Source organism: Faecalibacterium hominis (ex Afrizal et al. 2022), assembly GCF_049545105.1.
Lineage (GTDB): Bacteria > Bacillota > Clostridia > Oscillospirales > Ruminococcaceae > Faecalibacterium > Faecalibacterium duncaniae.
In genome coordinates this window covers 2,574,853-2,598,749 of record NZ_CP186860.1, presented here as the reverse complement: position 1 = coordinate 2,598,749, position 23,897 = coordinate 2,574,853, and the positions used below count along the sequence as shown (strand labels likewise).

The 23,897-nt window shown below is 59.5% G+C and carries 20 protein-coding genes, 2 tRNA genes and 1 other annotated feature; of the genes, 8 read left to right on the top strand and 14 right to left on the bottom strand.

Annotation, left to right across the window (positions count from 1 at the left end):
* Positions 1–18 precede the first annotated feature (18 nt).
* From spoIIAB to ACKXGA_RS12470, 6 genes are all read right to left on the bottom strand, one after another.
* Complete coding sequence (spoIIAB, locus tag ACKXGA_RS12495; RefSeq protein WP_035395071.1) at positions 19–459, bottom strand: anti-sigma F factor; 441 nt, start codon at positions 457–459, stop codon at positions 19–21.
* A 2-nt stretch (positions 460–461) separates the two neighbouring features.
* Positions 462–776 (bottom strand): anti-sigma factor antagonist, encoded by a 315-nt coding sequence (locus tag ACKXGA_RS12490; protein WP_005936547.1) that lies wholly within the window; start codon positions 774–776, stop codon positions 462–464.
* Positions 777–960: 184 nt separating this feature from the next.
* Positions 961–2,226, bottom strand: coding sequence for a folylpolyglutamate synthase (locus ACKXGA_RS12485; protein ID WP_423729614.1), 1,266 nt, complete (start codon positions 2,224–2,226; stop codon positions 961–963).
* 4 nt (positions 2,227–2,230) lie between these two features.
* Positions 2,231–2,752, bottom strand: a complete 522-nt coding sequence (locus ACKXGA_RS12480) for a VanZ family protein (protein WP_423729613.1) — start codon at positions 2,750–2,752, stop codon at positions 2,231–2,233.
* Entirely contained in the window at positions 2,745–5,450 is a 2,706-nt protein-coding gene (locus ACKXGA_RS12475; protein ID WP_156061815.1) for a valine--tRNA ligase, read from the bottom strand. The genes ACKXGA_RS12480 and ACKXGA_RS12475 overlap by 8 nt, the downstream gene beginning before the upstream one ends.
* A 56-nt stretch (positions 5,451–5,506) precedes the next feature.
* Positions 5,507–5,738, bottom strand: a binding site (T-box leader).
* 31 nt (positions 5,739–5,769) lie between these two features.
* Entirely contained in the window at positions 5,770–7,560 is a 1,791-nt protein-coding gene (locus ACKXGA_RS12470) for a bifunctional homocysteine S-methyltransferase/methylenetetrahydrofolate reductase (RefSeq protein ID WP_423729612.1), read from the bottom strand.
* 152 nt (positions 7,561–7,712) lie between these two features.
* On the opposite strand from ACKXGA_RS12470, the gene ACKXGA_RS12465 reads away from it, so the two are divergent.
* From ACKXGA_RS12465 to ACKXGA_RS12450, 4 genes are all read left to right on the top strand, one after another.
* The gene (locus ACKXGA_RS12465) at positions 7,713–8,318 is read left to right on the top strand and encodes a GNAT family N-acetyltransferase (RefSeq protein WP_423729611.1); all 606 of its coding nucleotides are present in this window, start codon (positions 7,713–7,715) and stop codon (positions 8,316–8,318) included.
* A complete protein-coding gene (hflX, locus tag ACKXGA_RS12460; RefSeq protein WP_423729610.1) occupies positions 8,315–9,580 on the top strand; it encodes a GTPase HflX in 1,266 nt (421 codons plus the stop codon). Before ACKXGA_RS12465 ends, hflX begins: the two co-directional genes overlap by 4 nt.
* 515 nt (positions 9,581–10,095) lie before the next feature.
* Positions 10,096–10,536 (top strand): Lrp/AsnC family transcriptional regulator, encoded by a 441-nt coding sequence (locus ACKXGA_RS12455; RefSeq protein ID WP_097771813.1) that lies wholly within the window; start codon positions 10,096–10,098, stop codon positions 10,534–10,536.
* A gap of 158 nt (positions 10,537–10,694) precedes the next feature.
* Positions 10,695–11,249, top strand: a complete 555-nt coding sequence (locus ACKXGA_RS12450; protein ID WP_097771812.1) for a DUF4358 domain-containing protein — start codon at positions 10,695–10,697, stop codon at positions 11,247–11,249.
* An 88-nt stretch (positions 11,250–11,337) separates the two neighbouring features.
* Here ACKXGA_RS12450 and ACKXGA_RS12445 read toward each other — a convergent pair whose 3' ends face one another.
* Positions 11,338–12,822 carry a C69 family dipeptidase gene (locus tag ACKXGA_RS12445; RefSeq protein ID WP_423729609.1) on the bottom strand — a complete coding sequence of 495 codons (1,485 nt, stop codon included), beginning with the start codon at positions 12,820–12,822 and terminating at the stop codon, positions 11,338–11,340.
* Between the two features lie 86 nt (positions 12,823–12,908).
* On the bottom strand, positions 12,909–13,790 hold the full coding sequence (locus ACKXGA_RS12440) for a CPBP family intramembrane glutamic endopeptidase (RefSeq protein WP_097771811.1): 882 nt from the start codon (positions 13,788–13,790) through the stop codon (positions 12,909–12,911).
* A gap of 177 nt (positions 13,791–13,967) precedes the next feature.
* On the opposite strand from ACKXGA_RS12440, the gene ACKXGA_RS12435 reads away from it, so the two are divergent.
* The 4 genes from ACKXGA_RS12435 (at position 13,968) to ACKXGA_RS12420 (ending at position 15,916) form a co-directional block, all read left to right on the top strand.
* Positions 13,968–14,041: transfer RNA gene (locus tag ACKXGA_RS12435), tRNA-Gln, on the top strand.
* A 34-nt stretch (positions 14,042–14,075) separates the two neighbouring features.
* Positions 14,076–14,148: transfer RNA gene (locus ACKXGA_RS12430), tRNA-Pro, on the top strand.
* Positions 14,149–14,296: 148 nt separating this feature from the next.
* Positions 14,297–15,373, top strand: a complete 1,077-nt coding sequence (locus ACKXGA_RS12425; protein WP_005936506.1) for a 6-phosphofructokinase — start codon at positions 14,297–14,299, stop codon at positions 15,371–15,373.
* Positions 15,374–15,460: 87 nt separating this feature from the next.
* Entirely contained in the window at positions 15,461–15,916 is a 456-nt protein-coding gene (locus ACKXGA_RS12420; protein ID WP_423729608.1) for a DUF3592 domain-containing protein, read from the top strand.
* A 299-nt stretch (positions 15,917–16,215) separates the two neighbouring features.
* On the opposite strand, the gene rfbB is transcribed toward ACKXGA_RS12420, so the two are convergent.
* The 6 genes from rfbB to ACKXGA_RS12390 all read right to left on the bottom strand — a co-directional run bounded on the left by rfbB (position 16,216) and on the right by ACKXGA_RS12390 (position 23,870).
* The gene (gene rfbB, locus ACKXGA_RS12415; RefSeq protein ID WP_156067353.1) at positions 16,216–17,280 is read right to left on the bottom strand and encodes a dTDP-glucose 4,6-dehydratase; all 1,065 of its coding nucleotides are present in this window, start codon (positions 17,278–17,280) and stop codon (positions 16,216–16,218) included.
* 53 nt (positions 17,281–17,333) lie between these two features.
* Positions 17,334–18,248 carry a dTDP-4-dehydrorhamnose reductase gene (gene rfbD / locus ACKXGA_RS12410; protein WP_097771807.1) on the bottom strand — a complete coding sequence of 305 codons (915 nt, stop codon included), beginning with the start codon at positions 18,246–18,248 and terminating at the stop codon, positions 17,334–17,336.
* Between the two features lie 19 nt (positions 18,249–18,267).
* A complete protein-coding gene (gene rfbA / locus ACKXGA_RS12405; RefSeq protein ID WP_005936491.1) occupies positions 18,268–19,155 on the bottom strand; it encodes a glucose-1-phosphate thymidylyltransferase RfbA in 888 nt (295 codons plus the stop codon).
* A 287-nt stretch (positions 19,156–19,442) separates the two neighbouring features.
* Positions 19,443–20,234 carry a glycosyltransferase gene (locus tag ACKXGA_RS12400; protein ID WP_005936487.1) on the bottom strand — a complete coding sequence of 264 codons (792 nt, stop codon included), beginning with the start codon at positions 20,232–20,234 and terminating at the stop codon, positions 19,443–19,445.
* A gap of 4 nt (positions 20,235–20,238) precedes the next feature.
* Positions 20,239–22,668: a glycosyltransferase family 2 protein gene (locus tag ACKXGA_RS12395; protein ID WP_005936485.1), complete on the bottom strand. Its 2,430-nt coding sequence runs from the start codon at positions 22,666–22,668 to the stop codon at positions 20,239–20,241.
* Between the two features lie 131 nt (positions 22,669–22,799).
* Complete coding sequence (locus tag ACKXGA_RS12390) at positions 22,800–23,870, bottom strand: sporulation protein SpoIID (RefSeq protein WP_156071150.1); 1,071 nt, start codon at positions 23,868–23,870, stop codon at positions 22,800–22,802.
* Positions 23,871–23,897: the final 27 nt, after the last annotated feature.

Below are 23,897 nucleotides of genomic sequence, written 5' to 3'. Positions count from 1 at the left end.
GTATTCCCTCATTTCCTTTTATGTAGAGGGCTTTTCCTCCAGATGCTTTGTCAGAATGACCCGGGTGCCCCTGCCGGGAGCGGAGCGCACACTGACTTTATCCATAAAGCTCTGCATGACCGCAAAACCGAGACCGGAGCGCTCCTCCGGGTTGCCGGTGGTGAAGAGCGGCTCCATCGCCCTGGGGATATCCGGGATCCCGACCCCTTTGTCTGCGATCACGATCCTGACCACCCGCCCCGGATAAACGGAGACTGTCATGGTGATGGGCCCCACCCGGTCGGGGTAGGCGTGGACGATGCAGTTGGTGACGGCTTCGGATACCGCCGTTTTCAGGTCAGCCAGTTGGGGCACGGTGGGGTCATACCGGGCCAGAAAAGCCGCTGCCGCACCGCGGGCATACGCTTCGTTGACGCTGAGGGAATCAAATTGGATCCTGGTCGTGTTTTCCGCTTTCATCTTCATTCCTCCTGTCCTGCATCCGTGCAGGGGATATTGGCCAGCCGCAGAACGCGGCGCAGCTGCTCCGGGGCGTGCTGGATACGCAGGGTTCCGCCCAGACTGCGGGCGCAGCGCTGGCGGCCCAGAATCAGCCCCACCCCGGACGAATCCATAAACCCAACCCCGCCCAGATCGAGCACCAGCGTTTTGGGGGTGCGGGCCAAAAGGGCATCGTCCAGCTGGATGCGCAGGTTCTGTGCTGCATCGTGGTCGATCTCACCTGCCAGATAGGCATAGAGCAGATCGTCCGCCGCACTGAATGTAACTGTTGCCATTTTCTGTCCTTTCCTTGCGTGAATCGCTCAGGCTTGTCCGGCCTGCCGGAGGCTTCCCCTTTCCGGGAGGGCGGCAGTGCGAAACATAGCCCGAGCGGTTTCCTCCAAACCAAAATAAAAGAGCCTGTACACGTTTTCATCAGTGTACAGGCTCTTTCGGGCATATTTTAGAAAAGGGTGTCGCTTACTTTTCAGCCAGCAGATCGGCAGCTTCCAGTGCGATGGCTTCGCCGCCGCAGATCAGAAGGCCGCGGCGGCTGTTGGCCCGGGCAAGCTCCACGGCTTCGGCCAGACTCCCGCAGAGCTCGGCATCAAAGTGGTAGCGTGCCTTTTCCAGCAGGCGCTCGGTCATGGCGGCATCCGTACCCGCCGGGGGAACGAGGAACACCTTATCAAAGGGATTCTCGCTCATGCCGGGCATGGTGGTACGGTCTTTTTTCTGGGTCTCAGCCGTCAGGCCGCTTTCCAGCGCGGAGAAGAAGGCCTCCGCTCCTTCTTCCTCTGCCAGACCGATGACAGCGCTCAGGTGGCGCACCTTGGCCCTGTTCAGGACACGCAGCAGGGCAATGGCCTGCTGCGGGGTGCGGCAGGCATCCAGCACCACCAGCGGGCGCTGGGAGAGGACCCGGATGCTGCTGCGGTTCTCCACAGCGGCCAGACCTTCCAGAATGGCTTCATCGGGGATGTCATAGCCCTTTTTGCAGAGGGCCAGAGCCAGCTCCACCGCAATGGCGGCACTGCCCGCCGCGTGACGGCCCAGGAAGGCCAGCGGCACGGTATAGCCGCCGTAGTCCACACGGCTGGCGAACTTTTCGGCTTCGAGGAAGGTGATATCATCGGGGTCCGGCACGACCAGCTCACAGTCTGCCTTACCGGCGGCCACGACGAGCTCACTGACCACAGCCTTGGGCTGCTCAGGCGCGGTGACGCAGATGCTGCCCTTGCGCATGACACCGGCCGCCAGCGCGGCGGAGCGCTCCAGTGAGGCACTGATGCCGTCCGGGCCGATGGAGGTGACCGCACAGACCGGCATCTTGGGCAGGGCCTCGGCAAGTCCCGCATCGGGCAGTTCCACCACGGCCAGCGCACAGCCTGCCTCGCCAAAGCAGCGGGCAGCGGCAGCCAGCTCGGCGGCAGCACGGGGCAGGGTCTCCCGGGCGCTCAGGGTCTCGGCGGCCTGTGCAAGCAGCTCCGGTGCCACAGGCTCCCCATTCACCCGGATGCGGGCAGAGAGCGGTTCACAGCCTGCGTGGTAGCTGCCGGTAACGAGATCGGCAGCCCTGAGCACCGCCGCCGTGAGGGCGGCGGCGGTCGTTTTGCCAGCCGTACCGGCTACGCCCAGATAATCCACCCGGCCTGCCTTGGCAGAAAGGGCTTCCTGCAGCTGCCGGGCCGGGGCAAAGCCCTCGGGCAGAGATGCAAAATAGGCATTTGCCTGTTCAATGGTCATTGCGTCAAACCTCGTTTCGATGTTGATAGAGAATGATGCACATCCGGACAAGCCCCAGCAGGATGAGCCCCACCAGCAGGCCGGTCATCACACCGGAAAAATCGATCCAGATATCGGTGACCTGGCCGCTGCGGCCCGGCACAAAGAGCTGGATGGTCTCATCGGTCAGGGCTGTGAGCAGGCCGCCCAGCACAGGCCAGGACACATGCTTGAAGAAATGCCGGGTGTACACCCGCAGGCAGAGCATGAGCAGGAAGCCTTCCAGCAGATACTCGCAGAAATGCGCCAGCTTGCGCACGATGTGCATGGTAAGCCGGTCAGCGGCACCGGGAAGGCCCAGATGCCGCAGGATGCCCTGCAGTATCCCCAGTACCCGGCCGCTGGCCCCCTCGGACACATCCGCGATCTGCAGAGAGTTGGAGAAGATGAACACGATGCAGCCGATGAGGGCAAAGGTAAAGATCACCCGCCACGCGATGAGCCACGGGGAGGTGCGTTGATTCTGTTCCTGCATCCGCTTAGCCAAGAGCCTTGATGCTCTGCTCGATGTTGGCCAGCTTGCTCTGGCTGTTGGTGCGCTTTGCGCGGATCTCCTCCACCAGAGCGGCGGGGGCACGCTCCACGAACTTGGGGTTGGCCAGCTGGTTCTCAAACATGGCCAGTTCCTTCTCGGCCTTGGCCTTTTCCTTGTTCAGGCGGGCCAGCTCCTTCTCGCGGTCGATCAGCTCCATCATGGGGATAAAGCCGCGGGCGGTGTGGGTGGACACCTGCACCATGCCATCGGTGCTGCCCTCGTACTTTTCCGTAAAGGTCACGTCGGTGGCAAAGGCAAACTTTGCCAGATAGACCTCTGCATTCCGGAAGGGAGCAGGATCAGCCGTCTCGATGATCATGCTGGTCTTTTTGGCAGGATGGACATTCATCTCGGTACGCATGGTGCGGACTGCCTTGATGTAGTCCATGACCTTTTCAAAGGCTTCCTCTTCCTCGGCCCAGTTGTGTGCCTCGTCAAAGGTGGGCCAGCTCTGGGTCATAATGGTCTCGGCGGAGCCGGGCAGGGCCTGATACAGCTCCTCCGTGATGAAGGGCATGAAGGGATGCAGCAGCTTGAGGGCCTTGTCCAGCACATACACCAGCACACGGCGGGCGGTATCTGCCTGCTCTGCATCGCCGGAATTCAGGCGGGGCTTTGCGATCTCGATGAACCAGTCGCAGTAGACATCCCAAATGAAGCTGTTGATCTTGGCAGCGGCCAGACCCATCTCGAAATGGTCGAGGTTGTCGGTCATGGCACCGGCCACCTGATTCAGCTTGGTCAGCACCCACTTGTCGCTCATGTCCAGCTTGCTCTCCTCGGGCAGGCCGGGCTGGAAGTCCTCGGGCAGGTTCATCAGGACGAAACGGGTGGCGTTCCACAGCTTATTGGCAAAGTTGCGGGCAGCCTCCACCTTCTTCTCGCTGTAACGCATATCGTTGCCGGGGGTGGAGCCGTCCAGCAGCATGAAGCGCAGTGCATCCGCGCCGTACTGGGCAATGACCTCCAGCGGATCGATGCCGTTGCCCAAGCTCTTGGACATCTTGCGGCCCTGGCTGTCGCGGACGATGCCGTGGATGCAGACGGTGTCGAAGGGTGCCTTGCCGGTGTAGGCCAGGCCGGAGAAGATCATGCGGCTGACCCAGAAGCCGATGATATCATAGCCGGTGACCAAGGTGTTTGTGGGGTAGAAATACTTCAGGTCCGCGCTGTCCTCGTTGGGCCAGCCCAGAGTGCTGAAGGGCCACAGAGCGGAGGAGAACCAGGTATCCAGGGTATCGGGGTCCTGGGTGAAGTGGCTGCCGCCGCACTTGGGGCAGGTGCAGGGCATCTCCTTGGCAACAACGGTCTCGCCGCAGTCATCGCAGTAGAAGGCCGGGATCTGGTGGCCCCACCACAGCTGACGGCTGATGCACCAGTCACGGGTACCCTTCATCCAGTTGAGGTAGTTCTTGGTAAAGCGCTCGGGCACAAACTTGATCTCGCCCTTCTCCACGCTCTCAATGGCAGGCTTTGCCAGCGGCTCCATCTTGACGAACCACTGCTTGGAGACCATGGGCTCGATGGTGGAGTGGCAGCGGTAGCAGGTGCCCACCTCGTGCTTCAGGGGCTCGATCTCCTTCAGGAAGCCGCCCTCCTTCAGGTCTGCCAGAATGGCCTTGCGGGCCTCGAGGGTGGTCATGCCGGCGTACTTGCCGCAGTCCAGCACCTCAGGCTCGTTCACGGTGTTCTTGCCTGCGGCAAACAGTGCATCGGCAGCGGCCTTATCGGCAGCACCGGTCATGTGGCCGTCGTAGGTAAACACCCGGACGATGGGCAGATCATGGCGCAGACCCACTTCAAAGTCGTTGGGATCGTGGGCGGGGGTGATCTTGACGACACCGGTGCCCTTGGTCATATCAGCGTGCTCGTCGCAGACGATGGGGATCTCCTTGTTCAGCAGGGGCAGGACAACATGGCAGCCGTGGAGGTGGGCATAGCGGGGGTCCTCGCCGTTGATGGCAACAGCGGTATCACCCAGCATGGTCTCGGGGCGGGTGGTTGCCAGCTCCAGCATCTCACCGGTCTCCTTGACCGGGTAGAGCAGGTGCCAGAAGCTGCCGTCCTTTTCCTCGTACTCCACCTCAGCATCCGAGATAGAGGTATTGCAGTGGGGGCACCAGTTGACCATCCGGTTGCCGCGGTAGATCAGGCCCTTGTCGTACAGGCGCACGAACACTTCCTTGACGGCATCCGAGCAGCCCTCGTCCATGGTAAAGCGCTCCCGCTGCCAGTCACAGCTGGTGCCCAGCTTTTTCAGCTGGCTGACGATGCGGTTGCCGTACTTGGTCTTCCAGTCCCAGGCGCGCTCCAGGAAACCGTCGCGGCCCACCATCTCCTTGGTCAGGCCCTCGGCACGCATGGCCTCCACGACCTTGGCCTCGGTGGCAATGGATGCGTGGTCGGTGCCGGGCACCCACAGGGCGGCATAGCCCTGCATCCGCTTGGTGCGGATGAGCACATCCTGCATGGTGTTATCCAACGCATGGCCCATGTGGAGCTGGCCGGTCACGTTCGGAGGGGGCATAACGATGGTGTAAGGCTTCTTGTCGGGGTCCGCTTCCGTGTGGAAGTAGCCGCCGTCCTGCCAGAACTGGTAGATACGGTCTTCCACCTGGCTGGGATCGTACTGTTTTGCGAGTTCTTTCATTGTATCCTCCCAAAAATGTGATGAGTGGGACGAAAAAAGCCGCCCCACGGAACGTTCCATGGGACGGCTGTAAACTACATACCGCGGTACCACCCAAATTGCACCGGCTGCAAACACAGCCCGTGCCCCTTGATGCCCCGGTAACGTGGGGCAGCTCCGAGGGCGGCTACTGGCTTCACCGCCCCTGCTCAAAAGCGACAGTGTGCGGCGCTTACCTGCCGGGCTCTCACCTGACCCCGACTCTCTGCAAGGCGGTTTGCCGCGCACACTCTTTCTCGTTGCATTTATACAAAGAATATAACGTTTTTTTGGCGTTTTGTCAATATGCTCCGAGAACTTCCTGCTTCAATCTGCCGATCAGCCGCTCCATCAGGGCCACCCGGTTGAAGGGGGTCATCAGGTAGAGGCCGTCCGCATACGGCAGGGCGGCCTTTGCCATTTCCAGCGAGATGGCAAGCCCCAGCTCCTCGCCCTGGGCACGGTCGAGCCCGGCAAACTTTTCAATGATCCAGTCCTCCACATGGATGCCGTTGATCTCGTTCTCCATGAAGATGGCGTTGCGCTGGCTGACCACTGGCATGATACCGGCCAGGATCTTTGCATCGACCCCCAGCGTCTCCCGGGATTTTTTCAGGTTTTCCACCGCCTGTGCCGAGAGCACCGGCTGGGTCAGAAAGCCGCTCATGCCGTTTTCCAGCTTCTCCTTTGCCCGGCGCAGCTCCACATCAAAGTTGCGGGCGTTCAGATTCAGGGCACCGAACACGGTCATGGGGCCGGGCATCTCCCGGCCTTCCCCTGCCAGCGAGACGATGTACTGGGCCAGCTTGCGGGAGTTGAACTGGTAAACGTTCTTCACCTCGTCCCGCTCTGCCGTGGGGATGGGATCACCGGTGATGGCCAGCACCTCCCGCACGCCCTCGGCATACAGGCCCAGCAGCAGGGCCTTGGTGGCGTTCAGGTTGCGGTCGCGGCAGGTCATGTGGGGCAGGGTGCACAGCCCCAGCTCCCGGTGGACCCGGCAGGCCACCAGAGAGGAATCCATCCGGGCCTGTGCAATGGGGCAGTCGGCAATGGTCAGCAGGTCAGCGCCCGCCGCCTGCAGCTTTTTTGCCCCTTCCAGATAGCCGGTCAGGTCCGCAGTGCGGGGCGAATCCAGCTCAATGGCAATGACCTTTTCCCCTGCGTTCAGCTTGCGCAGGAATGCGTCCTCGTTTTCCACCGTCTGTTCCTTCACGGTGGAAAACTCTTCTGCCGGAGCCGTTTTTTCCACCACGGGCAGGCTGTCCAGCTCCGCCCGCAGGGCGGCAATGTGGGCGGGGGTGGTGCCGCAGCAGCCGCCCAGGATCTGAACCGTGCCCTCGGCGGCCAGACGGCCCAGCTCCCTTGCAAAATATTCCGGCCTGCCCTGATACTTCACCTGCGTCCGGGTGACAATGGGATAACCCGCGTTGGGCATGACCGACAGGGGCAGCGTGCCCCCCAGCTGCTTTGCCAGTGTGCGCATGGCACCGGGTGCCGACACGCAGTTCAGGCCAACAGCATCCACGATGCCGCTTTCCTGCATCCGCCGGGCAAGGTCTTTGCAGTACATGCCCTCCCGGGTGTAGCCGTCGGGCAGGACCGCAAAGGACACCAGCACAAAGGCATCCGGCACTTCCGCCTTGATGGCCCCCACGGCATCCAGAAGGCCCGCATCGGAGCTCAGGGTCTCGAACAGGAAATTCCTGGCCCCCAGCGCCGCGAACTGCTTTGCCACAGCCGTATATACCTGCCCCGCCGGAACCGCCTCGGTATCCGGAGCCGGGCCGAGGTCGGCAAAAACGGCGGCACCCGTCTCTTCTGCGGCCTGCACAGCCAGCTGCCAGCCTGCCTGCGCCAGTTGTTCCCAGCCGGGCGCGTGTGCCGCCGCCAGCCGGGGCAGGCTGAAGGTATTCGTCTTGACGGCATCAGCCCCTGCCGCCAGATACTCCCGGTGGACAGCCAGCACCCCCGCCGGGTCGGTCAGGTTGGCCTGCTCGCACTCCACCCCGGGAGCCGCCTTATAATAAGTACCCATGGCACCATCAAAAAGCAGGGGGCGGGTCTGTAACAGTTCGCGAATGTTCATCATATATACTTCCTCGCATCTCACAAATGAGCTCTATATTCTTCAGTTTAATGAAGTTTCGACTCTTGTCAAGCGTTTTTTTGAGGCATCGCTTGCAGGCAGGGCAGTTTTGTGCTATCCTATGCGTAACTTTTACATGTGAGGAGAGATGTATCATGCGCCATGCAGGCACACAAACGATCGAAACGGAGCGGCTGCTTCTCCGCCCGCTGACCCCGGAGGATGCCCCCATGATGTACGCCAACTGGGCCAATGACCCGGATGTAACCCGCTGGCTGCGGTGGGAGCCCCACAAAAACGCGGACGAGACCCGGGAACTGCTGGCCGCATGGGCGCTTCTCTACCCCAATGGAGATTACTACCAGTGGGCCATCGTGGAAAAAGCCACCGGGCAGGTGTTTGGCTCCATCAGCGTGTTCACATCCAGTTCCGCCGAGCCGGAGCGTGACCCCTGGCCCGGCTTCGACCACACGAACGGCGTGTGGGAAGTGGGCTACTGCATCGGCAAGGCCTGGTGGAACAAAGGCTTTACCACCGAAGCGCTAAAAGCAGTTGTAGAATACTGGTTCAAAAATACAGATAGTAGCTGGCTGGCCTGCTGCCATGCGTTTGAAAATCCTGCCAGCGGCCGGGTCCAGCAGAAAGCCGGCTTTGTCTACGACCACGATTCTGTCTACCACAAATTTGACGGCACACCGGTTGCCTGCAAGTGCTACGCCCTTACCCGGGAACACCATGAAGAACTGAGAGGTTTATTTTGAGCGAACTTTATGACATTTTAGTAGAAACGCCCCCCACAAAGGTCATCTTACTGGCCCTGGATCAGGGGTTATGGGACTGCGAGCGCAGCCTGAACGAGCTGGCCGCACTCTGCGAGGCCAACCACATGGAGGCTGTGGCATCCGTGACCCAGAAGCGGCAGACCCCCGAGACCGGCATCGTGCTGGGCAGCGGCAAGCTGGAGGAGGCCGCCGCTGCCGCCGGGGAGCTGGGTGCCGAGTGTGCCGTGTTTGACGGCGAGCTGACCGGCAGCCAGATCCGCAACATCTCCACGGCGCTGGGCGGCATGGAGGTCATTGACCGCACCATGCTGATCCTGGAAATCTTCCGCAGCCGCGCCGTGACCAACGAGGGCAAGCTGCAGACCGAGCTGGCGCTTCTGCGCTACCGTCTGCCCCGCCTGCAGGGAATGGGCGAGAGCCTGAGCCGCCAGGGCGGCGGTGGCGGCGGCGGCGGTGGTGCCCGCCGTGGTGCCGGTGAGACCAAGCTGGAGCTGGACCGCCGCCACGTCCACGCCCGCATCGACGCACTGGCCGAAAAGCTGGCCGAGATGGAAAAGCGCCGGGGCGAGAGCCGCAAGGCCCGGGCCAAGACCGGGATGCCGGTGGTCAGCCTTGTGGGCTACACCAACGTGGGCAAATCCAGCCTGATGAATGCCCTGTGCGGCCCCAGCGTGGCCGAGGCCGACATGCTGTTTGCCACCCTGGACCCCACCAGCCGGAAGCTGGTTCTGCCCAGCGGCATGGCCGTTCTGCTGGTGGACACGGTCGGCTTTGTCTCCCGTCTGCCCCACAATCTGGTGGAGGCCTTCAAATCCACGCTGGAGGAAGCCGCATGGTCTGATGTCATCGTGCGGGTGGCAGACGCGGGCGACGATCAGCGGGAAGAGCAGCTGGCCGTTACCGATGAGGTGCTGGACGGGCTGGACTGTGCCGACATCCCCCGCCTGACCGTTTACAACAAGTGTGACAAGCCCAATGCCCTGAACTTTGACCCGGACATCCTGTTGACCAGTGCCAAGACCGGCTACGGTCTGGATGCCCTGCTGAAAAAGCTGGACGAGCTGCTCAGTGACCGGGTGCACACCATCCGGGTGCTGCTGCCTTATGATAAGCTGGGCCTGGCCGCCCCCATGCGGGAGCGGGGCAGCGTGCAGTTGGAGGAGTACCGGGAGGACGGGCTTTATCTGGAAGGCATCGTCAAAACCGAGGACCTGCACTGTTTTGAAGGATTCTTGGTTTAATAAAGGGAATCGGCCGTTGGGGAGCTTTCCCACGCAAGTGATACGGGGCATTCCATCCCCCGCCCAACTGCCTGACGGCAGTCGGGTCCCACCCTCCGGACACTTGCTTTGGGAAACTCCCCGCCGTCCTATCGTCTCGAACAAATAAAAAAATCCCCAACAAACACAAAAACCCGCCTGGCAGCGGGTTTTTGTGTATAGAGGGGTGGGAAAGTATATAAAGTTGGGAATCGCAATTCAAATGCAGGCACTTGAGAAACAACGTGTTTTGCGCAGTCTTTGGCGCTTACCGTGCCTCGCGATATGTATTATACGCTTTTTTCTTTTCTTGTCAAACAAAATTTTTGACATTTGCTTTAATTTAGCACTTTACATTTCGATCAAAACTTTATATAATTAACACAGAAAACACAAAAGCGAGTTTTTCCGCAGTTTATGCGATTGCAACAACAGTAAAACTTTACTTTCAAAAATTTTTGTACAATTCAACAAAAACATAAAAGGAGACCTTTCTCATGGACGATTTAGACCGCAAGATCCTCTCCCTTCTCGCAAAAAATGCCCGGATGCCCGTCAAGGAGATTGCCGAGCAGGTAGCACTGACCAGCCCGGCTGTTTCCAGCCGCATCCACAAGCTGGAGACCGACGGCATCATCAGCGGCTACACCGTGGTGCTGAACCGCCCGGCAGACCGTGTCTATGTGGACGCGCTCATCAGCCTGTCCGTCACACCCAGCCACCGGGACGAGCTGGTGGAGCTGATGCAGAACAGCAAGGAGGTGCTGCAGTGCTACCACGTCACCGGTGCCTACACCTTCCTCATCAAGGTCAGCTGCGGCAGCATGCCCCAGCTGGAGCACCTGATCCTGCAGTTCCAGAAGCTGGGCACCACCAGCACCCAGATCATCCTTTCTACTCCGGTCAACCATGGTGATCTGGAAGCGCTGCAGCTGTAAGCCGTTCACAGAACTGTTACAACTGCCGTGCAATCTTCTGGCCGACCGGGCCGTATTCCTGATACAAGGCCGCCGTTCAGCGGCTGCATAAATGCCCCCAAAGGCGGGCAGACTGATCACGATCACCCTGCCTTTGTCAGACGAAAGGAACTACGACCATGAAAAAACGCATTCTTGCCGCTCTGCTGGCTCTTGGCTGTGCCCTGCTGGTGTTCACCGGCTGCGGCAGCAAAAAAGATACCACCCCCAAAGACTACACCCAGATCATCCACGATGCCCGGGAAGCCGAGGACAATGATTATTATATGATCTTCTCCCCGGCAGAGGACGGCAAGTTCACCGCCCAGTACGGCTACAGCGCCAGCTATCCGGCGGATGACCTGAACGATGAGATTCAGAACATGCTGCTCCCCCTGCTGGACCTGCCCGAGGGCAGCTACACCGATCTTGCCGCTTCCCTCTCTTCCATGATGGTGCAGAGCTACGGCGTTGCCATCATCAAGCCTGCTGAGGGCAAGACGCAGGAGGTCGTGGACGCAATGGATGCCTATATCCAGAACCAGCAGCAGACGATGGAGCACTACCTCGAGGATCAGTACCAGATCGCCGCCTCCGCCAAGGTGGCCACTGTCCCCACCGGCGAAGTGGTCATGGTGTGCTGTGAGAACAGCGATGCCGTGATGAACGCCATCAAGACCGCTCTGGCCGCTTAAATTATCTTTCAAAACAACAATGCCCTGTACCGTTTTGCATGGTACAGGGCATTCTTATTTCTACCAGATGGATTATATCGTTTAAATATCACATATCTGAACGGGAATATGCGTTCTTCATATTGCTGCTCAGCTCAAACAGCACCTTATCCAGCGTGTCGGCGGCGCGGGCCTTGACCTCAGCGGCCAGGGCCTCGTTGGCCTCCTGGCGCAGGGCGGCGCGGCGGGCAGGGTCGGTCTCGGCCAGCTGCTTTGCGTCATACTGATTCAGCAGGGCACGGCAGGCGGAGAGCACCCCCAGCTCATAGCGCTCGACATGGAACACCGACTTGCCATAGGAAGCATCCGCCATCGCAGCGATCATCCGGCTGACCCAGTAGAAGCTGTCGGTGGACACCTCACCGGTGGTGCCGGCCAGATAGGCCGGGGTCGTCTCCACATTGGCGTAGAAGGGCACCATGGCGTTCAGGGCATTGGAGGCGTAGGCCACCCACTCCACTGCCTGCAGGTCGGTGGGCAGATCAGACCGCAGCTGGATCAGCGCCACAAAGTCGTTGCGGTTGATGCCGATGGAGCGGTAAACGCCCCGGTTCTCTCTGGCACCGTAGCTTGCATACGGATCGTACGGCGTGCCCTGATAATGGCTGGACAGCACATATTTCACGTCCTCGGGGGTGATCTTCTTCTCAGGCACCATGCACCAGGGCAGGTCGTCGGAAGCCGGGGTATAGTCGGCATCGGGGCCATCCCAGACCCAGGTGGTGGGGTTCAGGGTGCGCAGCATGTACCAGGCGCGGGGCGTGTTGTAAACATGATCGGAATCGGTGTGGCTGCCAAAGGCGGCACGAGGATCGAACACGCCGTCCTGTGCCAAGTCGAGGTGATACTTTACAATGAACTCCCTCAGGTCAGCCGAGCAGAGATGGTTTTCCTGCGCGCCAAAGGCATCGTCCAGATCAAAGGCATCAATGCCCAGCTGGTTCGGCATCACCACATAACTGTCATCGGGCACACGGCGTGCCATCCAGTGATGGCCGCCGATGGTTTCCAGCCACCAGATCTCATTCACGTCCTGGAATGCAATGCCGTTCATCTCGTAAGTACCGTAAGTCTCCAGCAGCTTGCCCAGCCGCTCCACGCCCTCGCGGGCGGTGTGGATGTAGGGCAGCACCAGATAGACGATGTCCTCCTCGCCGATGCCGCCGGGCACCTCGGGCTGCTCCCCCCTGGCAGGCTGGTACACCACCAGCGGGTCAGCGCCCAGCACGCGGGGGTTGGAGGTGATGGTCTCGGTGGCGGTCATGCCGACATTGGCGGCATTGACACCGGCTGCGGCCCAGATCCCCTTGCCCTCCACGGCGTTGGGCATGGCGGTCATCCGCATGGGGTCACCGGGCAGCGGGATCTCCACATGGGACAGCACCGAGCGGTAGACCGCCGGATGCTCCTCGGGCTGGACCACCACGAATTTCTTTGCCGTGAAATGGCCGGAACCGGAATCGTCGTTGCGGGCGATCATGGTGGAGCCGTCATAGGATGCGTTTTTACCAACCAGAAGCGTTGTACATGCCATAATATCTTCTCCTCCGAATCGAAGTATTTGTCTCTCGGTTTGCCTTGACTGATTGTAATCCTTTTTGTTTCAAAAGGCAAGAGGCCTTACCGGAGCCGTTCCCCGTTTTCCTCCGGGGCCGGAGCAGCTGCCGGGGCGCAGTCCCGGCCAAAGTAGAGCGCCACCTCGCCGATCTTCTTTTTGCGCAGCAGGAAGAGAGTCGGGATCAGATAGATCAAGATCGAGAGCATCATGCTGGCATCATAGCCCGAAATGCTCTCGGCCACGTCCTCCGTGCCGTACAGACCGCCCACCAGCATAGAGGCAATGTCCATGGCCCCGTGCAGGAACACCGTGACCCACAGGTTGCCGGTGCGGAAATAGATGGCTGCGAACAGCGTGCCCAGCGATGCCGCAAAGACACACTGCATCAGCACACCGAAGGGAGCGCTGGACAGCAGATTGGTCAGGTGGGCCGCGCCAAACAGCAGGCCCGACAGCAGACAGGCTTTCCAGACCCCCGCCCTGCCGGTGCCAAAGCGCTCCAGCAGGCTCTGGGCAATGACCCCGCGGAAGATGAACTCCTCCGCCACGCCCACCAGTGCCATGCTCAAAAAGAAGCTGAAGATGCTGAACGCAGGCTGCAGCTGGCCATCCTCGGGCATCCCGAACATCAGCTTGGTATACAGACTGTAACCAATGAGCACCAGCGGATACATTCCCACCAGCAGCCCATTGAAAAAGCCGCTGCCCCGGCGGCGGAGCAGGTACATCTTACCGGTGCGGCCCAGAATGACCAACGCCACCACCATGCCCACCGCCTCCTGCACGGCGCTGAGGAAGTAGGAGTCCACCCGTTCCAGGTCCACCCCAAAGAGCACCAGTGCAAACACAATGAGATAGGATGCCAGCAGCAGGCTGCCCAGAAACAGCACCTCGGACAAAACGCAGAAGCCGACGGGATGCTTTGCGCGCAGACGTTTCAGCATAAAAATATCCTCCTGAATCTTAGTGGCTCTATTCTAACATACTTTGCCGGAAAGAGAAAGTTTTTGGCATTTTCTTCTCAGGCGAAAAATCTCAAAAAAAGTGTTGACAAGACCCGGGCCGTATAGTATAATATCCCTTGTCAGCGGCGAGGTTCAAAGCTGACGACAACAGAATGATGGGGATTTGCATAGTGGTAGTGCGGTAGACTCTGACTCTACTTGTGGGAGTTCGATTCTCTCATCCCCAACCAGAAAACCGCAGTCGCCTTCCGGCTGCGGTATTTTCGGGGCATAGCGCAGTTGGTAGCGCGCCTCGTTCGGGACGAGGAGGCCGTGGGTTCAAATCCCGCTGCTCCGATCGAAAAAGAGACATACTTCGGTGTGTCTCTTTTTTCTTTTTACAAAATTTTTTCTTGACACATTTCCCCTTTGGGAATACTCTTATAGTACCAGATATCCCCTGCTCTGCGGTGGGAAAGATCAAGAGGAAACGAGGGATTTGTGAGATGAAAAAACGTGTTGGCATCCTGACCTCCGGCGGCGACTGCCCGGGCCTGAACGCAACCATTCGCGGCGTGGCAAAGGCACTGTATGCCCGGATGGGTGATAATGTGGAGATCGTGGGCATCCTGAACGGCTACCACGGCCTGATCAACGGCGAGTACAGGGAGATGTGCGAGGATGACTTCCGCGGCATCCTGACACTGGGCGGCACCATTCTGGGCACCAAGCGCACCCCCTTCAAACTGATGCGCGTGGTCGAGGATGACAAGATCGATAAAGTCGCGGCCATGAAAAAGACCTACAAGGACGCAAAGCTGGACTGCCTGCTCTGCCTGGGCGGCAACGGCACCCACAAAACCGCCAACCTGCTCTCGCAGGAGGGCCTGAACATCATCGGCCTGCCCAAGACCATCGACAACGATATCTACGGCACCGATGTGACTTTTGGCTTCCACACCGCTGTGGACATTGCCACCGAGGTCATCGACCGCATCCACACCACCGCCGGCAGCCACAGCCGCGTGATGTGCATCGAGATCATGGGCAACAAGGCCGGCTGGCTGACCCTCTACTCCGGCATTGCAGGCGGCGCGGATATCATCCTGCTGCCCGAGCAGCCCTACGACATCGACCGCGTCTGCGAGGCCGTGGAGCGCCGGGCAAAGCGCGGCTCCAACTTCTCCATCATCGCTGTGGCCGAGGGTGCCATGAACGTGGACGAGGCCAAGCTGAAGCGCAAGGAGTGGACCGCCAAGCGCGCCGAGGCCGGTTACACCACCGCCACCAACCGCATTGCCGCCGCCGTCCAGAAAAAGACCGGCATGGAGACCCGGGTCTGCATCCCGGGCCACATGCAGCGCGGCGGCAGCCCCAGCGCCTACGACCGCGTGCTGGCTACCCAGTTCGGCAGCTACGCCGCCAAGCTGGTGGAGATCGAGCAGTACGGCGTTACGGTGGCTCTCGTGAACAACCACGTCATCTCCAACCGTCTGGAGGATATCGCCGGTAAGACCCGCAATATCCCCGAGGGCTGCGAGCTCCTCACCGTTGCCAAACGCATGGGGATCAGTTTGGGCTGAGAAATCTTTCCGGCATGACCGCAATCTTCTTCCCGGTTTATCCGTATTCCAAGTGTAACAAAACCTCGTGAAAGGAAGTGTCTCTCCATGAAAAAAATCCATAAGTTCTTTTCTAAAGATCTGCTCCATATTCTTGGTGCTGTTGGGATTTTTGTTGCTTTTCTGATTTCTATCGCCTATAAGCAAGTTGGAATCGGGGCACTCATAGCTGCGTGGCTTATTGCTATCGCAATTATCGGGGTAGCATGGATTACAGACATCCGCAAAGCAGACCTGCTGAAAAACGGAAAGATTGTTTCCGGAGAAGTTAATGCAGTAAAAAGGGTTCACATAAAATTCCACATGAGTACCTATCACCTTGCTGATGAAGATGTAATTTATCCTTGGGTGATCCGGTACCAATATAAGATTGGAAAAGACACTTATTATGGACAGTCCCATTGGTTTTGGTTCAATCCTCTCGTGAGCAAGGGAACACCTATAAAGGTGACTATTGATCCTCAAAACCCAGAAAGAAGCATTGTTGCTGCATGGGAAAGTTAATAGATTGTTTCTTTCCTCTATGATGACGGAAATGCCAAAGGAGCACAATCTCCTTTGGCACACGACTTTGGTACAAAGTCTAGTATGTTACACCTCGATAGAGGTGTACCGTTCCCAGACGCAAAAAGTCCCATGCCCAGCACTTTGGCGGTGCGGGCATGGGACTTTTTGCTTTTTAGACCTAGCGGAGTGAACAGTAACCAATCCTGACATCCAGTTGCCGTGTCATTTGTTGAATACTGTTTTACGAACAGTCTGCGGATGGACGTTCTCTCTTTTTCAATATACAGAACAAGAACTTACTTATTCTTGTACATTTCCTCGTAGTATTTCTGGTAGTTGCCGCTGGTGATGTGCTCCATCCACTCCTCGTGCTCGAGATACCAGTCGATGGTCAGGACGATGCCCTTCTCGAACGGGGTCTCGGGGTACCAGCCCAGATCGTTCTTGATCTTGGTGGGGTCGATGCCGTAGCGGCGGTCGTGGCCCAGACGGTCGGCAACGTGCTTGATCAGATCCTCGCTGATGCCGTCGTCCTTCAGGCGGTCGTGCAGCTGCGCGATGATGGTCTTGACGATGAAGATGTTGGGGCGCTCGTTGTGGCCGCCCACATTGTAGACCTCGCCGATCTTGCCGCCGTTGCAGACCATATCGATGGCCTTGCAATGATCCTCAACGTACAGCCAGTCACGGATCTGCATACCGTCACCGTAGACAGGCAGCTGCTTGTGGTGCTTGACGTTGTTGATCATCAGGGGGATCAGCTTCTCAGGGAACTGATAGGGGCCGTAGTTGTTGGAGCAGCGGGTGATGTTGATGGGCATACCGTAGGTATCGTGGAATGCCATAACGAACATATCAGCGCTGGCCTTGGAGGAGGAGTAGGGGCTGTGGGGGCACAGCGGGGTGGTCTCCATGAAGTAGCCCTCGGCACCCAGAGCGCCGTAGACCTCATCGGTGGAGACCTGCAGGTACTTCTTGCCTTCCTTCCAGGTCTTGGCATCGGCATCGTACCAGGCTTCCTTGGCACGCTGCAGCAGGTTCACGGTGCCCATGACGTTGCTCTGGACAAAGATCTCGGGGTTCTTGATGGAACGGTCCACATGGCTCTCAGCGGCAAAGTTGATGACATAATCGAAATCGTACTTTGCAAACAGGCTTTCCACCAGCTCCTTGTCGCAGATGTCGCCCTGCACGAACACATGGCGGGGGTCGCCCTCCACATCCTTCAGGTTCTCCAGATTGCCCGCATAGGTCAGCTTATCCAGGTTGACCAGCAGGATCTCGGGGTACTTCTTGAGCATATAGTGGACAAAGTTGGAGCCGATAAAACCGGCGCAGCCGGTGATCAGATATTTTTTCATAGGTTTATTCTACCTCAATTTTCAGGTTTTATCTTCTTGGGGAAGCTTTCCCCTTATTTCATCCCATTCTCGCCGTCCCAGTGGGCGAAGAAGCAGGCCAGGGCCTCTTTCCAGTCCCGCACATCGTTGCCCACGGTGCAGCGGAGCATCCGGTTGTCCAGTGCGCTCCACTTGGGGCGGTCAGCACTTTCGGGATGCTTGGCCTTGTACTCCTCGCTGGTGCAGGGGGCCACAGAGGCATCCACACCAGACAGGCGGATGATCTCGGAAGCAAAATCGTACCAGGAGCAGATGCCCTCACCAGTGCAGTGATACAGGCCGTACTCATGGGTCACGCAGAGCTGCAGCAGCTCATGGGCCAGGTCAACCGCGTTGGTGGGGTTGCCGCACTGGTCGTTGACCACTTCCAGCTTGCCGAATTTCCGGCCGGCGTTGACGATGGTCTTGACGAAGTTCTTGCCGTAGTAGCTGTACAGCCATGCCGTGCGGACGATAAAGTGGCGGTGGCAGAACTGCTCCACATACTTTTCGCCCATGAGCTTGGTGGAGCCGTAGGCGCTGATGGGGCCGGGAATGGTGGCCTCGTCCTGTGCAATGCCGCCGTTCTCACGGCCGGAGAACACATAGTCCGTGGAGACATGCACCAGGCGGGCACCGGTCTTTTCGGCGGCCTGTGCCAGATTGCGGGGGCCCAGAGCGTTTGCCTTGAAGGCTGCGTCGTGGTTCACCTCGCAGCCGTCCACGTTGGTGTAGGCGGCGCAGTTGATGATGACATCCGGGCGCTGGCGGCGGATGAAGTCATCCACCATCTTATAGTTGGAGATGTCCAGCTCCGGCAGGTCCACCGGGATCACGGTGGCATTCATCAGCTTTTCGGGGATGGGGCCGATCTCGCTGCGGCCCTCCCGCAGCTGCTTGATGATCTCGGTGCCAAGCTGGCCCTTGCAGCCGGTGACGATGATTTTCATGGGTGTTTCCCCTCCTGCATCAATATCTCAGTTTTCCATCGGCCACGTTCTTGAGGTGCTGGCCGTAGGGGCTCTTACCATAACGGGAAGCGCTCTCCAGCAGGGTCTCGCGGTCGATCCAGCCATACTTGAAGGCGATCTCTTCGGGGGCGCTGATCTTGATGCCCTGACGCTTCTCGACCATGCGGACGAAGTCGGCGGCATCCACCAGGCTCTCCATCGTGCCGGTATCCAGCCATGCAAAACCGCGGCCCAGCAGCTGGACATCCAGCTCGTCCTTCTTCAGGTACATATCGTTCAGGGTCGTGATCTCCAGCTCACCGCGGGCAGAGGGCTTGACCTGCTTTGCCATCTGGACCACTTCCTTGTTGTAGAAGTACAGGCCGGTGATGGCGTAATTGCTCTTCGGGTGCTCGGGCTTTTCTTCCACGCTCAGCACCTTGCCGTTCTGGTCAAATTCCACGATGCCGAAACGCTCGGGGTCCTGCACATAGTAGCCGAACACAGTGCAGCGGCCCTTGGTCTCTGCATTGGCGGCGGCAGTCTTGAGGATCTTGGAGAAGCCGTTGCCGTAGAAGATGTTGTCGCCCAGGATCATGGCGCAGCAGTCGTCGCCGATGAACTCTTCGCCCAGAATAAAGGCCTGTGCCAGACCATCGGGAGAGGGCTGGACCTTATATTGCAGATGGATGCCATACTGGCTGCCATCGCCCAGCAGCGCCTCAAAGCGCGGCGTATCAGTGGGGGTGGAGATGATCAGGATATCCTGAATGCCCGCCAGCATGAGGGTGGACAGAGGATAGTAGATCATGGGCTTATCGTAGACAGGCAGCAGCTGCTTGCTGGTGACCATCGTCAGCGGATAAAGCCGGGTGCCGGCACCGCCGGCCAGAATAATGCCTTTCATAATTTGTGCACTCCTTTATTTGTATTGAAAAAGTTGTGCAGCTATACGGGGTGAAACGCTCACCTCGTAATATTCAAAGCGGAGCTGCGTCCGCTGTCAACAAAGTTACAGGGTAAAAGTTCCGGCCGCGCGGGGCGGCATCAGATAGTTTTACACCTTATTCTACTCTCAAATCGAAAAAAAAGCAAGAAAAAACGGCCTGTTCCAGAATTTTTTCCGGAACAGGCCGTCAAACAGAACCGTTCAGCCGCCCACGGCGGCAGCACATCGCGATGGTGGAGCGTTTCTTACCACTTGAAGCCCCACTTATGGAAATACTTCAGCAGATTTCCTGTCTGCCAGAGGGCGGGCTTGAGATCCCGGTGGGCAGCGCGGTGCCAGGCGTGGATGGCGGTATACTGGGGCACCAGATACACCTTGCCCCGGGTGCGCATCTTCTGGGTGAGATCCGCATCCTCCACATACATGAAGTAGCTCTCGTCAAAGCCGCCCACCGCCTTGAAGGTGCTGGTGCGCACACCGGAAAAGCTGCCGGTGCAGAACTCGATCTCGATGGGCCTGGTCAGGTCCTCATCCAGCATCAGGTAGTGGTCGTTCTGCCCTTTCCAGAAGCTAAGCCGGGGCAGCTGGCGGTAGAGCATGGGCCGCAGGGCGCACCGGCGCAGGGGCAGCTGCTGGGGCTTGCCGTCCGGGAACACCAGCGAGGGCCGGGCCATCACGGCATCCGGGTGGGCGGCCATCCAGTCGGCCAGGTCACTCAGGGTATCAGCGGTCAGCTGGATATCCGGGTTGAGGATAAAATGGAAATCGCTGTCCAGCTCGGGCAGGATCATATTGTGGCCGGTGCCAAAGCCGCCGTTCTCAGTGCGGCAGTGCACCACCACCTGCTGGCCCGGGCCTGCTGCCAGCAGGCCGTCCGCCACGGCCTGCTCCAGTTTTTTGCCGCTGCCGTCCGGGCTGGCATTGTCCACCAAATACAGGGTCACCGGGTAGCGGCGCGTGCAGTGCAGCACCGTCTGCGCTGCCTTCAGCGCCTCGTCATAGCCGTTGTAAACAACAATACAAGCAGAGAGTTTCATCAATTCACTCCAAAGGCAGGATCTTCAGCGTGAAGTCCTCACGCTGGATATCAAAGTTGGGGTTGGTGCAGGGATCGCCTGCGGCCAGCAGGTCTCCCCAGCGGGCCTGGAAGCGGAGCACCTCGCCCTGGAAGCGCTTCTGCTTTTCGGGGTTGTCCTCGGTGCCGCGGCTCTTGCTCTCGTAGTGGTAGAGCTGGGCAAAGGGGGTAAACACGTTGGTGTAGCCCGCCTCCCGCACACGGACACAGAAATCCACATCGTTGAAGGCCACGGCATAGCTCTCGTCCAGGCCGTTCATCTCATCATAGATCTCCCTGCGGATGAGCAGGCAGGCGGCGGTATCGCCGTAAACATCCTGCACATAGTTCAGCCGCCCCATGTAGCCATCGGATGCCGCCGGGAAATACTTGTGCAGGTGGCCCGCCACGCCGCCGATGCCAAAGCCGATGCCGGCGTGCTGAATGGTGTCATCGGGGTAGAGCAGCTTTGCACCAACACAGCCCACCCGCTTCTGCTGGGCGTACATGACCATTTCCTCCAACCAGTTGGGGGTGATGACCTCGGTATCGTTGTTGAGCAGCAGCAGATATTCGCCGGTGGCATACTGCTCGCCAAAGTTGTTCAGGGCGCTGTAATTGAAGCCCTTGCCCTCCCAGGTCACGACCTTGAGGTTGTCCGGGTGCTCCTTCTGCATCCGCTCGTAGGCGCGGAAGGTCTCGGGCTGCTTGCTGTTGTTCTCGATGAGGATGAGTTCAAAATCCGGGTAGGTGGTGCGGGCATAGATGGAATCCACGCAGAGCTCCAGATCCCGGATGTGGTCGCAGGTGGGGATGAGGATGCTCACCCGGCCCGGGTGCTCAATGGTGTAATCGGTCTTGTAATAGCCCGGAGTGCCGGGGATGAGGGCAACATCGTCCACAGCGATCCCGCAGCGGGCATAGTGGGCCTTGAGGGCCGCAATGCCTGCGTCGATGCAGTAGGTCTTGGCGGAGATATCCGCCGCCGTGCTGCCGGGGCTGGAGCGCCAGTAATACAAAGCATGGGGAATGTGAACGATCTTCTCAGCCTGCTCCGTCAGGCGAAGGAACAGCTCGTAATCCTGGCTGCCGTTGTACTCCATCCGCTCGCCGCCGCCGGCCCGCTCCATCAGGGCGCGGCTGAACACGGTCAGGTGGCAGATGTAGTTGTTGGAGCGGAGGTTGTCCAGCATGAAGTCGGGCTTGAAGTGGTAGAGCACCACATGCTCCGGCTTCCCCTCAAAGGTCGCCTCGTCGGTGTAGACAAAGTCGGCCTTCTGCTCGGCAATGGCCCTGGCCGCGTACCACAGGGCGCAGGGATGCAGCAGGTCATCGTGATCCAGCAGGGCGATATACTCACCGGTGGCCATCTCAAAGCCCTTGTTGGTGTTGCCGGGGATCAGCTCATTCTTTTCCAGCTTCTGATACCGGATGCGTGCATCGGCCTTCGCACGGGCCTGCACATGCTGGCCTACGGCCTCGTCCTTACCGGCATCCACGCAGCAGAGCTCCCAGTTCTTGTAGGTCTGGTTCACCACGGAATCCAGCATCTCGTCCAGGAAGTCCAGCGGGGTGTTGTACAGAGGCACCACGATGCTGATCTTGGGCCCGGCAGGCTGATCGTTCGCCTGCCTGACCAGCAGCTCCACCGGGGCAAAGCGGTCGGCCCGCAGGAGGTTCCCCGGGAAGAGGGCGGCATATTCCCGCCTGGCGCGGGCGTGCTCCCGCACACCCGAAATGCCGTCCCGGCGCAGCTCACCCAGCAGGACGAAAAGCGGGAAGGTGTGCCAGATCTGGCGGCTCTTGCTGACAACATACCGCATGGGCCAGGTCAGCTTCCAGAAGGTAGAGCTGGTCACCTCGTTCAGGGTCTTTTCCAGGTTCTTGGCATGGCTGCGGCTCAGGGAAAGATCGCTGCGGAGCCGCTCAATGAGGGCAGCCTCCTCGTTGCAGGTGCGCTCGGCACGCACCATCCGGTCACGCAGGAGATCCAACTCCTTCTCATAGCCCGCGATCATCTCGGCGGTGGCAGGCTGGACCGTGCAGTACAGAGCCGACTGCTGGGCACGGCCCCGGCTGCGCCAGCGGAAATCCCGGTAGTAGCCCCGGCGGGCCAGTTCCTCGGCCCAGCCCTCAGCCACGTTGCTGCCGGTAAACACCAGCAGCACCTGTCCGGGCAGCTGCGCGGGCATCTCCACCCAGGCGGGGTCCTCCACCACCAGCAGGTCTGCCTGCCGGGCAGCCACTGTAAAGGGGTTGGCATCCACGCCCGCCCGGTGCAGGGCCTTTTCCAGTGCCGGGGTCTCGGCGTTCAGCACCGCAGCTGTTGCCGGGGCCAGCTCCTCCGCAATGCGCTGTGCCAGCAGGCGGCAGCGCTCCATGTCCTGCTTTGTTTCCTTTGCTTTCTCCAACTGCATTCCGACTTCTCCACTTCACTGGGCCATTCCGCCGCCCAGACGCATTTTTACAAACTACAATAGTATACCAGATTTCGTCCCGTTTGAGAAGCGTTTTTCCGCATTTCCTGCGCTTTCCGGTGCAAAATCTATTACAGCCCCAGCAGGCTCCACAGCCAGCCGAACAGGCTGCCGTTCGAGCTGCCGCTGCCCACCGTGCCAAAGGACACGCCGGTATAGTAGTGGCGCAGGATGTCCCGGTAGCCCATGCCCTGCTCCTGCGCATAGCCCACCATGCCGCACTGGCTCATGCCCACACCGTGGCCGAAGCCATAGTAGTTCATGCAGGGGGTTCCGTTCTCGTCCGCGCTGAAATCAAAGCAGTAGCGGGAGGAAACGAACTGGCCGATGTAGCGGTAGCTCTTTCCGTTCGAGACAAAGGTATTGTACTGGACAAAGCCGCCCAGATCCTTATGGGTGGTGTCGGCGCTCTCGTAGGGCTGGCCGGTCTTGCTGTCGTTATACTCGATGTAGCGGTAATCCTTGCCGATGACCCGGCGCATCAGGTTGTGATACTGCTCCTCGTAGGGGCTTTCCACGCTCTGCAGATAGGGCACATCGGTGCCCCAGGCATCCAGACCGGAGCAGGTGCCGTACACGCCGGTCTGGGTGTTGTACCCCGCGCTGGCCGACCACACTGCATCGATGACGCTGCCGTTGCAGGTCAGCACCTCGTCCTTGACCTCAGAGACTGCCCTGCGGATGGCGCTGCGGGCAGAGGAAGGGATCTGATCCACGGGGGTGTACACCAGCGCGTTGGCCGAAGAGCCGTATTTCTTGTGGTATTCCAGATAGGAATGGATGGCCACCGCCTGCGCTTTCCACGCCTGCTGTGCTGCCGCGTCACTGACATAGCTGCCGATGGAGCCCAGCTCGGTGTAGGTGATGCCCACCAGACAGTCCTCAAGATCCAGGGTCACGTTCCGGCGCAGGCCCTGCCCCTTGACGTTCAGGTAGGGCATGGTGATGGTATCGCCGGAGCCGAAGAGCCAGCTCAGGCAGTTTTCCTCCTCGTCCGGGATCAGAGTAGTGTTGGCACCGCCCATGGTGGTGGCACCGGCGGGCAGGGTGTCCCCTTCCGCTGCAAAGGCGGCAGGCACTGCCATGCAGAGCAGCACCACCGCCAGCATCAGCGCCGCACACCGGCGCGCAAACTTCGACATCCGTTTCAAGTTCCTTGTCCTCCTGCG

Excerpts from the sequence above, each read along its gene's own strand:
- rfbB (WP_156067353.1), bottom strand. The coding sequence starts at position 17,280 with ATGAAAAAATATCTGATCACCGGCTGCGCCGGTTTTATCGGCTCCAAC.
- ACKXGA_RS12470 (WP_423729612.1), bottom strand. The coding sequence starts at position 7,560 with ATGATGAACATTCGCGAACTGTTACAGACCCGCCCCCTGCTTTTTGAT.
- ACKXGA_RS12425 (WP_005936506.1), top strand. The coding sequence starts at position 14,297 with ATGAAAAAACGTGTTGGCATCCTGACCTCCGGCGGCGACTGCCCGGGC.
- ACKXGA_RS12445 (WP_423729609.1), bottom strand. The coding sequence starts at position 12,822 with ATGGCATGTACAACGCTTCTGGTTGGTAAAAACGCATCCTATGACGGC.
- ACKXGA_RS12465 (WP_423729611.1), top strand. The coding sequence starts at position 7,713 with ATGCGCCATGCAGGCACACAAACGATCGAAACGGAGCGGCTGCTTCTC.
- rfbA (WP_005936491.1), bottom strand. The coding sequence starts at position 19,155 with ATGAAAGGCATTATTCTGGCCGGCGGTGCCGGCACCCGGCTTTATCCG.
- ACKXGA_RS12485 (WP_423729614.1), bottom strand. The coding sequence starts at position 2,226 with ATGACCATTGAACAGGCAAATGCCTATTTTGCATCTCTGCCCGAGGGC.
- ACKXGA_RS12395 (WP_005936485.1), bottom strand. The coding sequence starts at position 22,668 with ATGCAGTTGGAGAAAGCAAAGGAAACAAAGCAGGACATGGAGCGCTGC.
- rfbD (WP_097771807.1), bottom strand. The coding sequence starts at position 18,248 with ATGAAAATCATCGTCACCGGCTGCAAGGGCCAGCTTGGCACCGAGATC.
- ACKXGA_RS12400 (WP_005936487.1), bottom strand. The coding sequence starts at position 20,234 with ATGAAACTCTCTGCTTGTATTGTTGTTTACAACGGCTATGACGAGGCG.
- ACKXGA_RS12450 (WP_097771812.1), top strand. The coding sequence starts at position 10,695 with ATGAAAAAACGCATTCTTGCCGCTCTGCTGGCTCTTGGCTGTGCCCTG.
- spoIIAB (WP_035395071.1), bottom strand. The coding sequence starts at position 459 with ATGAAAGCGGAAAACACGACCAGGATCCAATTTGATTCCCTCAGCGTC.
- ACKXGA_RS12475 (WP_156061815.1), bottom strand. The coding sequence starts at position 5,450 with ATGAAAGAACTCGCAAAACAGTACGATCCCAGCCAGGTGGAAGACCGT.
- ACKXGA_RS12455 (WP_097771813.1), top strand. The coding sequence starts at position 10,096 with ATGGACGATTTAGACCGCAAGATCCTCTCCCTTCTCGCAAAAAATGCC.
- ACKXGA_RS12420 (WP_423729608.1), top strand. The coding sequence starts at position 15,461 with ATGAAAAAAATCCATAAGTTCTTTTCTAAAGATCTGCTCCATATTCTT.
- ACKXGA_RS12440 (WP_097771811.1), bottom strand. The coding sequence starts at position 13,790 with ATGCTGAAACGTCTGCGCGCAAAGCATCCCGTCGGCTTCTGCGTTTTG.
- ACKXGA_RS12490 (WP_005936547.1), bottom strand. The coding sequence starts at position 776 with ATGGCAACAGTTACATTCAGTGCGGCGGACGATCTGCTCTATGCCTAT.
- ACKXGA_RS12390 (WP_156071150.1), bottom strand. The coding sequence starts at position 23,870 with ATGTCGAAGTTTGCGCGCCGGTGTGCGGCGCTGATGCTGGCGGTGGTG.